Annotated in this window: 9 protein-coding genes and 2 pseudogenes; 7 read left to right on the plus strand and 4 right to left on the minus strand. The window is 71.0% G+C overall.

Annotation, left to right across the window (positions count from 1 at the left end; all coding sequences use genetic code 11):
• Window positions 1–431 (plus strand): annotated as a pseudogene (locus ABZ260_RS32560) (phospholipid carrier-dependent glycosyltransferase); the annotation flags it as partial.
• Here the strand turns inward: ABZ260_RS32560 and ABZ260_RS32565 are convergent.
• Entirely contained in the window at window positions 379–1,944 is a 1,566-nt protein-coding gene (locus tag ABZ260_RS32565; protein WP_355625454.1) for a hypothetical protein, read from the minus strand. The pseudogene ABZ260_RS32560 and the gene ABZ260_RS32565 overlap by 53 nt on opposite strands.
• 101 nt (window positions 1,945–2,045) lie before the next feature.
• On the opposite strand from ABZ260_RS32565, the gene ABZ260_RS32570 reads away from it, so the two are divergent.
• The 3 genes from ABZ260_RS32570 to ABZ260_RS32580 all read left to right on the plus strand — a co-directional run bounded on the left by ABZ260_RS32570 (window position 2,046) and on the right by ABZ260_RS32580 (window position 6,211).
• Window positions 2,046–3,302: a glycosyltransferase gene (locus ABZ260_RS32570; protein WP_355563858.1), complete on the plus strand. Its 1,257-nt coding sequence runs from the start codon at window positions 2,046–2,048 to the stop codon at window positions 3,300–3,302.
• A gap of 25 nt (window positions 3,303–3,327) precedes the next feature.
• Entirely contained in the window at window positions 3,328–5,109 is a 1,782-nt protein-coding gene (gene metG, locus ABZ260_RS32575; RefSeq protein WP_355625456.1) for a methionine--tRNA ligase, read from the plus strand.
• A gap of 241 nt (window positions 5,110–5,350) precedes the next feature.
• Complete coding sequence (locus ABZ260_RS32580) at window positions 5,351–6,211, plus strand: TatD family hydrolase (RefSeq protein WP_355625458.1); 861 nt, start codon at window positions 5,351–5,353, stop codon at window positions 6,209–6,211.
• A gap of 77 nt (window positions 6,212–6,288) precedes the next feature.
• Here the strand turns inward: ABZ260_RS32580 and ABZ260_RS32585 are convergent, their stop codons facing one another.
• Together ABZ260_RS32585 and ABZ260_RS32590 are read right to left on the minus strand one after the other, a co-directional pair.
• Window positions 6,289–7,674 carry an FG-GAP-like repeat-containing protein gene (locus tag ABZ260_RS32585; RefSeq protein WP_355625460.1) on the minus strand — a complete coding sequence of 462 codons (1,386 nt, stop codon included), beginning with the start codon at window positions 7,672–7,674 and terminating at the stop codon, window positions 6,289–6,291.
• Window positions 7,671–9,350, minus strand: coding sequence for a protein kinase (locus tag ABZ260_RS32590; RefSeq protein ID WP_355625462.1), 1,680 nt, complete (start codon window positions 9,348–9,350; stop codon window positions 7,671–7,673). Before ABZ260_RS32590 ends, ABZ260_RS32585 begins: the two co-directional genes overlap by 4 nt.
• A gap of 225 nt (window positions 9,351–9,575) precedes the next feature.
• On the opposite strand from ABZ260_RS32590, the gene rsmA reads away from it, so the two are divergent.
• The 3 genes from rsmA (at window position 9,576) to ABZ260_RS32605 (ending at window position 13,378) form a co-directional block, all read left to right on the plus strand.
• On the plus strand, window positions 9,576–10,436 hold the full coding sequence (rsmA, locus tag ABZ260_RS32595; RefSeq protein WP_355625464.1) for a 16S rRNA (adenine(1518)-N(6)/adenine(1519)-N(6))-dimethyltransferase RsmA: 861 nt from the start codon (window positions 9,576–9,578) through the stop codon (window positions 10,434–10,436).
• 90 nt (window positions 10,437–10,526) lie between these two features.
• Window positions 10,527–11,429 carry a 4-(cytidine 5'-diphospho)-2-C-methyl-D-erythritol kinase gene (locus ABZ260_RS32600; protein ID WP_350926848.1) on the plus strand — a complete coding sequence of 301 codons (903 nt, stop codon included), beginning with the start codon at window positions 10,527–10,529 and terminating at the stop codon, window positions 11,427–11,429.
• Window positions 11,430–11,566: 137 nt separating this feature from the next.
• A complete protein-coding gene (locus ABZ260_RS32605) occupies window positions 11,567–13,378 on the plus strand; it encodes an ABC-F family ATP-binding cassette domain-containing protein (RefSeq protein ID WP_355625467.1) in 1,812 nt (603 codons plus the stop codon).
• A 94-nt stretch (window positions 13,379–13,472) separates the two neighbouring features.
• On the opposite strand, the pseudogene ABZ260_RS32610 reads toward ABZ260_RS32605, so the two are convergent.
• Window positions 13,473–13,664 (minus strand): annotated as a pseudogene (locus tag ABZ260_RS32610) (MarR family transcriptional regulator); the annotation flags it as partial.

Below are 13,664 nucleotides of genomic sequence, written 5' to 3' on the forward strand. Positions count from 1 at the left end.
CCGACAACTGCGCCGAGGCGGTGCTCGGCGTCGGCACCCCGGTCATCTGGTACGGCGGCCTGGCCGCCCTCATCGCCATGGTCGCCTGGTACGTCGCCACCCGCGACTGGCGCGCCGGGGCCCTGCTCCTCGGCTACGCCGCGGGCTGGCTCCCCTGGTTCTACTACGCCCTCGCCGACAACCGGACCATGTACCTGTTCTACGCGATCACCATGGTCCCCTTCATGATCCTCGCGCTGACCATGGTCGCCGGGCTGATCATCGGGCGGGCCGACGCCGCGCCCAACCGCAGGGCGCTCGGGGCCGCGGTCGTCGGGGCCTTCACCCTGCTGGCACTGGTCAACTTCTGGTGGCTCTACCCGGTGCTGGCCGCCGAGGTCATCCCGCACTCCCAGTGGTGGTCGCGGATGCTGTTCCGGAGCTGGGCGTGACGGGCGCGGCAGGTGTGCCGGACGCGGCGGGCCGGGAGAACCCGTGGCGCAGCGAGATCGCGGCCGCCAGGCAGGCCAGTGGCACCGCGGGCAGCAGGTAGCGGTAGTCGAACTCGGCGGTCGCGGCCGGGGCCAGGATGAGACCGAGGGCGGCCAGCCACGGCAGTAACACGGGGCCGCCCAGCCTGCGCCAGCGCACCGCCACCCCGGCCAGGCCGATCAGCAGCAGCACGCCGATCACGAGGCCGGGCAGCCGGACGATCCGCTGGTAGCCCTGCATGAAGCCCGCCCACGGGTCGTGGACGTCGGTACCGATCACGCGTGGCTTGCCCTGGATCGGCGCGGTCCGCAGGCCCGGATCGTACTTCTGCGCGTCGGTGTCGGTGTTGCCCCGGTACGACGACCAGGCAGGGAGGATCTTGTTCTCCGGCAGGAACTCGTACTGCCGGTAGGTGTTGAAATCCGGGAAGCGCGGCCGGTCCCAGCGGAAGGCGCGGAAGAAGTCGCCGGCCACCAGGCTCAGATAGTCGAGCGGCTGGGACAGGATGGCCCGCTGGGCGAACGCGCCCGCCGTCTTGTTCGTCTCCGGGGTGAACGTGCTGCCCACCCCGAAGGCGTGGAAGCGCTGGCCGTTCTGTGCCCACCAGAGGTACTTCTGCCCGGAGAAGCCGCGCTGGCCCGGCGGCGCGCTGATGCACAGCAGCGCCAGCTCCAGCTCCTCGCGGGGGTCGATCCGCATCTTCTTGCAGTCGGCGAAGAGCGCCGTCCGCATGTAGAGGATCGCGCCGTCACTGTTGGTCATCGCGAAGTTGCCGTACGCGGAGGCGAACCAGGCCATGTAGCCGACCACGGGGAGCGCGCACGCGGTGATCATCGCCGCGATCGTCTTCCAGGCCGTGCGCTTGACCAGCAGGTAGACCACGACCAGCGCGAGGATCGGCAGGCCGATCGACCGGGTGAGCGCGGTGAGGGCCAGCAGCAGCCCGATCACCGCGCCGACCCGCCAGGACATCCGCCGGTGCCAGAGCACCAGCGTGATCACGGCCACGACCAGCAGCATGAACATCGCGTCGGACATGACCAGGTGTTCGAGCTGGATCTGGTACGCGTCGAACAGCACCGGCAGCGCGGCCAGCGTCGCCCCCCAGCCGGGCAGGCCGAACCTGCCGCGCAGCAGGGTGTAGATCAGCACCGCGATGCCCAGGCCCATCAGGTGCTGCACGAAGACCACCAGGCCGAAGCTGTGCAGCGGCCGCAGCGCCAGGAGCAGGAAGGAGTAGCCGTTCGGGCGCAGCGCACTGGGCCGGTCGGGGTTCACCGCCCCGGAGACGTACTCGTAGGAGTCGTTGAACCACAGGGCCGGGCCGTAGCCGAGCATGGTGACCACACGCAGCAGGAACGCCAGCACGAGGGCGGCCACGAAGAGGCGATGCCGGTACAGGAAGGCTCGCAGGCGAGGGATCCGATCAGGCAAAGGCACGTCCAGGCGAGGGCGGTCGGCGACGGTCACCATGCCTTACAGGATGCCAGCCGTTTCAGGGAGTTGACCCGGGCGAGGGGCTTCAGAGGGCATCATGGTGAGATTGGCCTGTGCCGTGAGTGAAGGGTTGAGACGTGGAACTGACCGTGGTCATGCCTTGTTTGAACGAGGCGGAGACCGTGGAGACCTGCGTACGCAAGGCACTCGCCTGCATGCGGGAACACGGGATCGACGGGGAAGTGCTGATCGCCGACAACGGCAGCACCGACGGCTCACAGCAGCTCGCGCGCGAGGCCGGGGCCCGAGTCGTGCACGTTGACGCCAAGGGGTACGGCAACGCCCTGATGGGTGGCATCCGCGCCGCGCGCGGCCGCTACGTCATCATGGGCGACGCGGACGACTCCTACGACTTCACGGCGCTGCTGCCGTTCGTCGAGCAGCTCCGTGACGGCGCCGACCTGGTGATGGGCAACCGGTTCAAGGGCGGCATCGCGCCGGGCGCCATGCCCCCGCTCCACCGCTACCTGGGCAACCCGGTGCTCTCCTTCATCGGGCGCCTCTTCTTCCCCAGCGCGATCGGCGACTTCCACTGCGGCCTGCGCGGTTTCCGGCGCGAGTCCATCCTCAGGCTCGGCCTGCAGACCGGTGGCATGGAGTTCGCCAGCGAGATGGTGGTCCGCTCGACCCTGTCGGGCCTGGACGTACGCGAGGTGCCCACCACGCTCTCGCCCGACGGCCGCTCCCGCCCGCCGCATCTGCGCTCCTGGCGCGACGGCTGGCGCCACCTGCGCTTCCTGATGCTCTACAGCCCGCGCTGGCTGTTCTTCATCCCCGGCCTGGTGCTGATGACCCTCGGCCTGGTCGCGGGCGCCGCCCTGACCTTCGGCCCGGTCTACATCGGAAAGCTCGCCTTCGACGTCGACACCCTGGTCGGCGCCTCCGCCATGGTGGTGATCGGCTTCCAGGCGGTGCTGTTCGCGCTGTTCACCAAGGTGTACGCGGCCGAGGAGGGCTTCCTGCCGGAAGATCGGCGGGTGCGCAAGCTCATCGACATCGTCTCCCTGGAGAAGGGGCTGATCGTCGGCGGGCTGCTGGCCCTGGGCGGTCTGGGCGGCCTGGTCGCCTCCCTGGTCCACTGGCAGACCCGCAGCTTCGGCCCGCTGATCCCCTCGGAGTCGCTGCGCCTCGTCGTGCCCTCGGCCACCGCGTTGATCGTGAGCTTCCAGACGATTTTCGCCGCGCTGTTCATCAGCATCCTCGGCATCCGCCGTACCAAGGAGACGCCCATCGACGTGGCCGCCTCCGCGGCGGAGGAGGCCGCCGAGGCCGTCAAGCGCGCCGCCGAGGCGGCGGAGGCTTCCACTACCGGCAGGGAGAGCACCAAGGCCTGAGCCCGCGTCCCTTAGGCTGGGCACCATGTCCCAGCACATCCTGACCGCGGTCGCCTGGCCCTACGCCAACGGCCCCCGCCACATCGGGCACGTCTCCGGATTCGGCGTGCCATCCGACGTCTTCAGCCGCTATCAGCGGATGGCGGGCAACATGGTGCTCATGGTGAGCGGGACCGACGAGCACGGCACCCCGATCCAGGTGCAGGCCGACAAGGAGGGCCTGAGCGCCCGCGAGCTCGCCGACCGCTACAACAGGGTGATCGTCGAGGATCTCCAGGCGCTCGGCCTGTCCTATGACCTGTTCACCCGGACCACGACCGTGAACCACTACGCGGTGGCGCAGGAGATCTTCAAGGGACTCCACGCCAACGGCTACATTTTCCCCCAGACCACGATGGGCGCCATCTCGCCCTCCACCGGGCGCACCCTGCCCGACCGCTACATCGAGGGCACCTGCCCCATCTGCGGTTACGAAGGCGCCCGTGGCGACCAGTGCGACAACTGCGGCAACCAGCTCGACCCGGTTCAGCTGATCAACCCGGTGAGCAAGGTCAACGGCGAGACGCCGGTCTTCGTGGAGACCGAGCACTTCATGCTCGACCTGCCCGCGTTCGCCGAGGTTCTGGCATCGTGGCTGCGCTCCAAGGAGGGCGACTGGCGGCCCAACGTGCTGAAGTTCGCCCTGAACATGCTCGGCGACATGCACCCCCGCGCGATCAGCCGGGATCTCGACTGGGGGGTGCCGATCCCGCTGGAGGGCTGGAGCGACCAGGCCAACAAGCGGCTCTACGTGTGGTTCGACGCGGTCGTGGGTTACCTCAGCGCCTCCATCGAGTGGGCGCGCCGCTCCGGCGACCCGGAGGCCTGGCGCCGCTGGTGGCAGGACCCTGAGGCCCTCGGCTACTACTTCATGGGCAAGGACAACATCGTCTTCCACGCGGAGATCTGGCCGGCGATGCTGCTCGGCTACAACGGCCAGGGGGCCCGCGACGGCAAGCCGGGCTCGCTCGGCGCGCTGAACCTGCCCGCCGAGGTCGTCTCCAGCGAGTTCCTGACCATGGAGGGACGCAAGTTCTCCTCCTCCCGCCAGGTCGTCATCTACGTGCGTGACTTCCTGGAGCGCTACGACGCCGACGCGCTGCGCTACTACATCGCGGTGGCGGGCCCGGAGAACCAGGACACCGACTTCACCTGGTCGGAGTTCCTCAACCGCAACAACGGCGAGCTGGTGGCGGCCTGGGGCAACCTGGTGAACCGCTCGATCTCGATGGCCGCCAAGAACTTCGGGGTCATCCCCGAGGCGGCCGACCTCACCAAGGTCGACCGCGCCATGCTGGAGCGGAGCCGCTCGGCCTTCCCGAAGGTCGCGGCCGAGTTCGAGCAGTGCCGGTTCAAGAACGCGACGAACGAGGCGTTCGAGGTCATCCGCGAGGCCAACAGGTACCTGGCCGAGCAGGAGCCCTGGAAGATCAAGGACAACCCCGAGCGGGTGAAGACCATCCTGCACGTCGCCCTGCAGGTGGTGGACGACGCCAAGACCCTGCTGACCCCGGTGCTGCCCAACTCCTCCAACAAGATCTACGCGATGCTCGGCGGCACCGGTGTCTGGGCGGGCATGCCGGAGATCCAGGAGGTCACCGACGAGGACGGCCGGAGCTACCCGATCATCACCGGCTCCTACGACGGCGCCGCGCGCTGGGAGTCCGTCCCGATCCGGGTGGGCACCCCGCTCTCCCCGCCCACCCCGCTCTTCGTCAAGCTCGACCCGAAGATCGTCGACGAGGAACTGGCCCGTCTGGGCGAGTAGCGGCGAAGGCCCCCGGGCCTGGGAGCGGGCCGGTCTCACCCGGCCGGCGCCTGCCCGGCGGGTGTTCGGAGCCGCGGGCCGGGGCCTGGCTCTGTGCAGGGGCTGCCGACCCCTGCCCGGTACCGCCGGTGGGCGGGCCGGTGCGCCCAGGGCCACGGCCCGGCCTCGGGCCTGGGAGTGAGCCGGTCCGCGCGGGGGCGCCGGGCGCGGGCCGGGCCGGCTCCTCGGTAGGTTGGACGGCGTGAGCACGCAGAAGCTTCCCGCCGCCCCCGAGCCCCTGCCGGCAGAGGTGTTCGACAGCCACTGTCACCTGGACATCATGGTGGGCAACCGCCAGGCGTCCTCGGGAGATCCGGTCGCGCAGGCCGCGCAGGCGGCCCAGGCGAGCGTCGAGGGCATCCTCGACGAGGCCCGCGCCGTCGGCGTGACGCGGCTCGTCACGATCGGCTACGACCTGCCGTCCTCGCGCTGGAACGCCGAGACGGCCGCGCTCCATCCCGACGTCTACGCCGGGGTGGCCATCCATCCCAACGAGGCGCACGCCGCGACGCCGGAGACCCTCGCCGAGATCGAGCGGCTGGCCCGCCTGCCGCATGTCAGGGCGGTGGGGGAGACCGGGCTCGACTACTACCGCGACTGGGCGTCGAAGGACGACCAGCACGCCGGTTTCCGGGCGCACATCGAGATCGCCAAGCGGACCGGCAAGGCCCTGGTGATCCATGACCGCGAGGCCCACGACGACGTGCTGCGCGTGCTGGCCGAGCAGGGCGCCCCGGAGGTGGTGGTCTTCCACAGCTTCTCCGGTGACGCCGAGATGGCGAAGCAGTGCGTCGATGCCGGATATTTCATGTCATTTTCTGGGCCGGTCACCTACAAGAACGCCGGATACCTCCGCGAGGCCGCGAGGGTCGCGCCGAGGGAGCTGATCCTCGTCGAGACCGACGCGCCCTACCTCCCGCCCATGCCACACCGGGGCAAGCCCAACGCGCCCTACCTCATCCCGCTCACGCTGCGCTGCCTCGCGGAGGTCAAGGAGATCGACCTGGCCGACCTCGCCGCCGCCGTCAGCGCCAACGGAGAGACCGTCTTCGGCTCCTGGTGACAGGTGGGACGGCCGCCCCAGCCAGGTCCACGACCGCGGGCGCGGGTCACGTACCGACGAGCTCCGCGTGACGTCGCTCAGCCCACCGCGGCGCCGAAGTCGGCGGAGGCGCCGCCGTCCAGGGCGGGGATCTTTCCGGTGCCCGGCGAGAGCGGGATGCCCTGGGCGTCGTTGCGGCCCAGCAGGATGACCGTTCCCACGCCCGCCTGGTCGGGGGCGCCGACGACCAGCCGGTTACCGCTGAACCCAACGGACCAGCCGAAGTGGTCGCCGGCCTGACTCTGGGTGATCAGCCGGCTCCCCGACGGGTCGCTCACCGGCTCCAGTCGCACGCCGCCGCGCCGGTCGGGGCCGTCGAAGGGCACGCCCACGGCGAGCCTGACCCCTCCGGAGGCGGTGAACGCCAGCGAGAACCCGTATCCCTCGCCTGCCGCTCCCTCGGAGCCCTGGTCGAAGGTGGCGGCAGGGGCGATCTCCAGGGTGCTTGAGGCCTGGAACAACTGGACGAGACCGGAGTCCTGCACGCCCCCGCCGTCACCGAGCGGGGCGCTCACCGCGAGATGGCCGACGTCGCCCTCCTCGGTGTAGGCCATCGCGTAACCGAACAGGTCGCCCGCGCCGGCGTCGACGATCTCGCGTAGGTCCCACTTCTTGCTCCGGTACTCGCTCCGGGACCTGCGTACGTCGAAGATCACTGTGAGCGCCCCCGCGTCCAGCCTGCCCCCGCCGGCCTGGGGCCCCGTTCCGTCGTCGTTCTCGTACGGCGATCCGACCGCGAGATCCGGCTCGCCGGGGATGCCGCCCAGTTTGCCGATCGCCAGCGACCAGCCGAACATGTCGCCGACCTCGCCGTTGCCCGTGACGCCCTTGGACTCCTGGGAGATCCGCCGGCCCTCGCCGGACGTCTCGGTGTCGAACAGGTAGACCGCGCCGGAGTCGGCGACACCGTCGGCGTTCTCGTGCGGGGCGCCGACCGCCACCAGCGTCCCGCCGGAGGCCAGGGACCAGCCGAAGTGAGCGTCGGCCTCGGGGGAGGGAGAGACCAGGCGGATCGTCCTGGGGTCGGGGCCGCCGTGCACCACGTAGACCGCGCCCGCGTCCCGGTAGCCCGCAACGTCCGCGTACGGGGCGCCGATGAGCAGGTCGGCGCAGCCGTCGCCGTCGATCCTGGCCAGCCGCACCGACCACCCGAAGCCGTCACCCGCCTCGGTCTCGGCGACGGTCACGGCCTTCCCACCCTCCCCCCGGCCGAACAGCACGTGCACGGCACCCGCGCCGGCCAGCCCGCCGGGGTCGGCGAACGGGTCGCCGACCGCGATGTCGTCCACCCCGTCGCCGTCGAAGTCGCTCGCACCCGTTCCGGTGCAGTCGGCGGCCAGGGTGGAAGCGGCATCGGACCAGGCGGACCCGGTGGACGACCACGCGATCGCGGCCGCGGCCACGAGAGAGAGCAGCAGTCTCATGACACCCTCACCTCTATCTCCCCGCCGCCCTCGATCACCGTTCCGGTCAGCTTCGCGGGTTTGCGGGACGGGGGCAGGTCGTAGACCAGGACGCCGTCCACCTTCGCCCCGGGGGGCAGGGTGGCCGGCGGCTCCGTCGAGGAGCTCTCGGCGGTGTGCGCCGTGCCGACGTCGTCGAGCAGGGTGAGCGGGGTGCGGCTGAGCCGGGCCGCCTCCCCGCCGGTGTTGACCAGCGTCCACGGGATCGTGCAGAGCGTGCCGCGTACCGGGGTGGCGCCCTCGTAGCCGGTGAGTCCGCACGTCGGGGTGCGCGGGATGATCAGCTGCGGGTCCTTGAGGAAGGAGCCTGTCGTGACCCTGCGGCCCACGTCGGTGGCGTGGGTGGCGCCGGTGCCGCTGGTGCCGCCGGTACCGCCCGCCCGCGTCTCCCCCCGGTCACCCGGGTCCGGGCCGCGCAGGTTCAGCAGCACGACGACCGTGACGGCCAGTGCCGCGAACATGGTCAGCCCGGCGAACAGCCAGCGCCGCCGGGGTGCCGTCCGGGCCGGGACGGGGCCGGTGAACGGTTGTGACGGCGATGTCGTGGGCTCGGGCCGCGAGGGCGAGAGGGAGTCCGCAGGTGCCGGTGCCGTGGAAGGGCCGGGCGGCGCGGGCGTGGCGGGTGCGGTGGCCGGGTCTGCGGGCTCCTGGATCGGCGGGGCGGCAAACCGCGTCCCCAGGTTCAGCGCGCTGAGCGTCTGGGTGGAGTCGGGCTCCACGTTGGCGGGTGGCTGCCAGGACTCGTGGAGCAGGTCACTGGCTATCAACGTGGGCGGGTCGGCCCGGGTGGGAGCCGGTGAGGACGGAGCGGCGATCCCGCCGCCGACCAGGGCGATCAGCAGGTCCTGGGCGGTGGGCCGCTGGTAGGGGTCCATCGCGGTCGCGCGGCGGACCAGGTCGTTCAGCGGGGCGGGGAGCGCGCCCAGGTCGGGCGGGCTGTTGAGCAGCCGGGTGGCCATCGTTATCAGGTCGCCCCGCCCGTAGGGATGGCGGCCGTTGCCCGCGTACGCGACCAGGCAGCCCCAGGCGAAGATGTCCGCGGCCGGCGTGATGGCCAGGCCACGGACCTGCTCAGGGGCCCACCAGCCGGGGCTGCCGAGTACCTCGCCCGAGCGGGTGAAGCTGTGCGTGGAGTCAAGGGCCCTGGCGATGCCGAAGTCGATCACCCGGGGCCCGGACATGGACAGGATCACGTTGGCGGGTTTGAGGTCGCGGTGCACCAGGCCGGCGACATGGATCGCGGCCAGCGCCGCCGCCACCCCCAGGGCCACGCCGTGCAGCGTTCCAGGTTCCAGCGCGCCGTGCTCGGAGATCTGGCGGGACAGCGGCGTGCCCGCGATGTACTCGGTGACCATGTACGGCCGGTTGTCGTCGCCGGTGCCGTTGTCCAGCACCTGCGCCGTGCAGAACGAGGCCACCCGCCGGGCGTTCTCGACCTCCGCGTGGAATCTCGCGGCGAAGCCGTCCTCGACCGCGACCTCCGCCTTCACCACCTTGAGCGCGACCGGTCGTCCCGCCGGCGCCAGTGCCAGGTAGACGGTCCCCATCCCGCCCTCGCCAAGGCGTCCGAGCAGGCGGTAGGCCCCGATACGCTCGGGGTCGGTGGATCGCAGTCCTTCGACACCGGGCTGGTTCACGTCCTCTTCACCGGAGAGGTTCCCTTCCTCGCAGTCGGTCCCCCGTATGGCAACGTTATCCACAACGGAACCTCTCGTGCTCCATCACGCGTCCTCGCATGGGCTTCGGTGCGGGAAACTTGTCGGATGACATGGGAGAGCAACCTTGGGTGATCGAGGCGGACGAGCCGGAGGCCACAGCGGTCCGGGAGATGCCGGATCCGAACCGCTGTGGAGGGAATCAGCATGAGCCTTCTTGGTCCAGCGGAAATACGTATTTTGGCGGACAAGCTCAATATTCGTCCTACGAAGAAGCTTGGCCAGAACTTCGTGATCGACGCGGGCACGGTCCGCAAGATCGTGAGGGTGGCCGAGCTTGAGCCCGACGACGTGGTCATCGAGGTGGGTCCAGGGCTGGGGTCGCTCACGCTCGCGCTGCTTCCCGAGGTCCGCGGCGTGATCGCGGTGGAGATCGATCCCGTTCTCGCCGCCCAGCTGCCGCTGACGGTCGACCGGCACGCCCCGGAGCTCGCCGACCGGCTCACCGTGGTGCTCGCCGACGCCATGCGTGTCCTGCCCGAGGATCTGCCCGCGGAGCGGCCAAGCGCGCTGGTCGCCAACCTTCCCTACAACGTGTCGGTCCCGGTGCTGCTCCACCTGCTGGAGACGCAGCCGTCGCTGCGCAAGGTCCTGATCATGGTCCAGGCCGAGGTCGCCGACCGGCTGGCCGCCGCCCCCGGTTCCAAGGTCTACGGCATCCCCTCGGTCAAGGCCGCCTGGTACGCCGACGTCCGCCGGGCCGGTCCCGTCGGCCGCACCGTCTTCTGGCCGGTTCCCAACGTCGACTCCGGCCTGGTCGCGATGGTCAGGCGGGAGCCGCCCACGACGGTGGCCACCCGCGAGGAGGTCTTCGCGGTGGTGGACGCCGCCTTCGCCCAGCGTCGCAAGACCCTGCGTGCCGCCCTCGCCTCCTGGGCCGGTACTGCCCCCGCCGCGGAGCGGGCGCTGCGGGCCGCCGGGATCGACCCCGCCACCCGCGGCGAGCAGCTCAGGGTCGAGGATTTCGCGAGGATCGCGGAGAACCGTACGCCTAAAAGCGGTACATAGTGTGATTTGCCGGTTCGTTTGCGTGCGGGGGGGAGGGATCCCGTTACGATCTGACGTCGTGACCAGTGAGCGAGCCCCCATGGGGGACGCATGAACTCCGTGACCGTCCGCGTACCAGCGAAGGTCAACCTGCAACTTGCCGTCGGCCCGCTACGGGATGACGGCTACCACGACCTCGTCAACGTCTTCCACGCCGTCTCGATCTTCGATGAGGTCACGGCCACCGCGGAGACCGGGATGAGCGTCCGAGTGGAGGGCGAGTCCGCGGACCAGGTGCCCGAGGACGGCGACAACCTCGCGATCCGGGCGGCCCTCGCGCTGGCCGGGCACGCGGGCCGCCCGTACGGGGTGAACCTGCTCATCCGCAAGTCGATCCCGGTGGCGGGCGGCATGGCGGGCGGCAGCGCCGACGCCGCCGCGGCCCTGGTCGCCTGCAACGAGCTCTGGGGTCTCGGCCTGCCGCGTGAGGACCTGATGGAGATCGCCGCCGACCTCGGCAGCGACGTCCCCTTCGCCCTGCTCGGCGGTACTGCGGTCGGCACCGGCAGGGGAGAGCGGCTGACCTCGCTGGACGTCGCGGGCACCTTCCACTGGGTGTTCGCGCTGGCCGACGGCGGCCTGTCCACGGCCGCGGTCTACGCCGAGTGCGACCGCCTCCGCCAGGCGAGCGGTGAGCTGGTGGCCTGGCCCCAGGCCGCCGAGGCGCTGCTGGCCGCGCTCCGCGAGGGTGACGCGGAGGCCCTTGGTGTCCAGCTCGGCAACGACCTGCAGCCCGCCGCCGTGGCGCTGCGCGGCTCGCTGGCCCGCACCCTGGACGCGGGGCGGGAGCAGGGCGCCCTCGGCTCGCTGGTCTCCGGTTCCGGGCCCACCTGCGCCTTCCTCGCCCGGTCGGCGGCCCACGCGGGCGAGCTGGCAGCCTGCCTGAAGGACGCCGGCGTGGCGCGCGACGTCATCACCGCCCACGGCCCCGTGCCCGGCCCGGTGGTCGTCTAGGCTTCCTGCGGGCACGACCGGCCGGTCTCGCCGGTCGAGGCGGCCATCCGATGGAGGCGCCCGAAGGCGCCGTCAGGGACGGGACGGTTCTCGCGGCGGGGGCCGCGTGGGCCGGGAGCGGATACGCTTGTCTGGCGATGAATCTGGTCAATCTTGAGTCGGTCTCCCACTCCTACGGTCCCAAGCCCCTGCTCAACGACGTCTCACTCGGCATCGAGGCGGGCGACCGCATCGGTGTGGTCGGCCGCAACGGCGGTGGCAAGACCACCCTCATCTCGGTGATAGCCGGTGACCTCAAGCCCAATGCCGGGAGGGTCACCCATAACCGGGGGCTCCAGGTAGGGAGGCTGTCGCAGGGCGACGACCTCGACCCGGCGCGGCCGGTGCGCGACATCGTCCTCGGTGACAGGTCCGAGCACGAGTGGGCGGGTGACGCGGGCATCCGTGAGATCCTCGCCAGCCTGCTCGGCGACATCGACCTGACCGCGCTCGCCGGGAGCCTGTCGGGAGGTGAACGGCGCCGCACCGCCCTCGCCAAGCTGCTCATCGACGAGCACGACCTGATCATCCTGGACGAGCCCACCAACCACCTCGACATCGAGGCCATCGACTGGCTCGCCAGGCACCTGGCCGGCCGCAGGACGGCACTGCTGGTCGTCACCCACGACCGGTGGTTCCTCGACGCGGTCTCCACCAGGACGTGGGAGGTCACAGACGGCTCGGTCGAGCGCTACGAGGGCGGGTACGCCGCGTACGTGCTGGCCAAGGCCGAGCGCGCCCGGGTGGCCGCCGCCTCCGAGGCCCGCCGCCAGAACCTGATGCGCAAGGAGATCGCCTGGCTCCGCCGGGGTCCGCCCGCCCGCACCTCCAAGCCCAAGTTCCGCATCGACGCAGCCCAGGCGTTGATCGCCGACGAGCCTCCGGCCAGGGAGAGCGTCGAACTGGTCAAGTTCGCCGCGGCCCGGCTGGGACGCACGGTCTACGACCTTGAGGACGTCACGCTGCACGCCGGGGGGCCCGGCCAGGGACCGCTGGTCCTCGACCACTCGACCTGGCAGTTCGGTCCCGGCGACCGGATCGGCCTGATCGGAGTGAACGGCTCCGGCAAGTCCTCGCTGCTCCGCCTGCTCGCCGGTACCGTGCACCCCGACTCGGGCAGGCTGGTACGCGGCAAGACGGTCCGCCTGGCGCACCTGTCGCAGGAGCTGGGCGAGCTCGACCCTGAGCGCCGGGTGCTGGAGACCGTCGAGGAGGTCCGCAAGTTCGTGCAGGTCGGCAAGAAGGAGTGGACCGCCTCCCAGCTGCTGGAGCGCCTCGGCTTCAAGGGGGACGCGCAGTGGAAGGTCGTCGGTGACCTGTCCGGTGGCGAGCGGCGCCGCCTGCAGCTGCTCCGCCTCCTGATGGACGACCCCAACGTGCTGCTGCTCGACGAGCCGACCAACGACCTCGACATCGAGACGCTCAACGAGCTGGAGGACCTGCTCGACGGCTGGCCGGGCACGCTGATCCTGGTCAGTCACGACCGTTACTTCCTGGAGCGGGTCACCGACAGGACCGTCGCGCTGCTCGGTGACCACAGGCTGTCGATGCTCCCCGGCGGAGTGGATGAGTACCTGTCCCGGCGGGCCTCGGGCGCGGCCCTGTCCGCGCGCGCGGCGTCCGGCGCGGTCTCCGGTGCGGCCTCCGCCACCTCGGCCACGGTCGCGAAGGAGACGGCGCCCGGTCTGTCGGCGCGTGAGGAGCGCGATCTCCGCAAGGAGCTCTCCCGGCTGGAACGCCAGCTCGACAAGCTGAGCGGCCGCGAGGCGAAACTGCACGAGTCCATGGCCGACGCCGCCGCCGACTACGAGCGGCTGGCCTCGCTCGACGCGCAGCTGAAGGAGATCCTCGCGGAGAAGGACTCGATCGAGGGTGAGTGGCTGGAGCTGGCCGACCGCCTGGGAGAGTGAGCCTCTCGGGGCCGTGCGTTGAGGCCCGAGAGGGTGGCTGGGAACACCCTTCGGGGCGCGCCGGGTTTATCCCGCCGCCCTCGGGCACGGGAGGTCAGTGCGCTCCGGTGTCGGTCGCGTCAAAAGGGACGAGTAGCGTGCGCAGCAGGTCCGAAAGGGCCTGCTGTTCGCGTTCCTGCAGGCTCGCGAGGAGCTCGCGTTCGCGGCGCAGCAGGTCGGCGAAGGCGTTGTCCACCCGGGTTCGCCCGGCGTCGGTCAGGGAGACCAGGACGCCGCGCCGGTCCTC

The sequence above is a fragment of the Streptosporangium sp. NPDC006013 genome, assembly GCF_040614275.1.
Taxonomy (GTDB): Bacteria; Actinomycetota; Actinomycetes; order Streptosporangiales; family Streptosporangiaceae; genus Streptosporangium.

Coding starts and splice junctions, on each gene's coding strand:
- metG (WP_355625456.1), top strand. CDS start 3,328: ATGTCCCAGCACATCCTGACCGCGGTCGCCTGGCCCTACGCCAACGGC.
- rsmA (WP_355625464.1), top strand. CDS start 9,576: ATGAGCCTTCTTGGTCCAGCGGAAATACGTATTTTGGCGGACAAGCTC.
- ABZ260_RS32585 (WP_355625460.1), bottom strand. CDS start 7,674: ATGAGACTGCTGCTCTCTCTCGTGGCCGCGGCCGCGATCGCGTGGTCG.
- ABZ260_RS32565 (WP_355625454.1), bottom strand. CDS start 1,944: ATGGTGACCGTCGCCGACCGCCCTCGCCTGGACGTGCCTTTGCCTGAT.
- ABZ260_RS32605 (WP_355625467.1), top strand. CDS start 11,567: ATGAATCTGGTCAATCTTGAGTCGGTCTCCCACTCCTACGGTCCCAAG.
- ABZ260_RS32600 (WP_350926848.1), top strand. CDS start 10,527: ATGAACTCCGTGACCGTCCGCGTACCAGCGAAGGTCAACCTGCAACTT.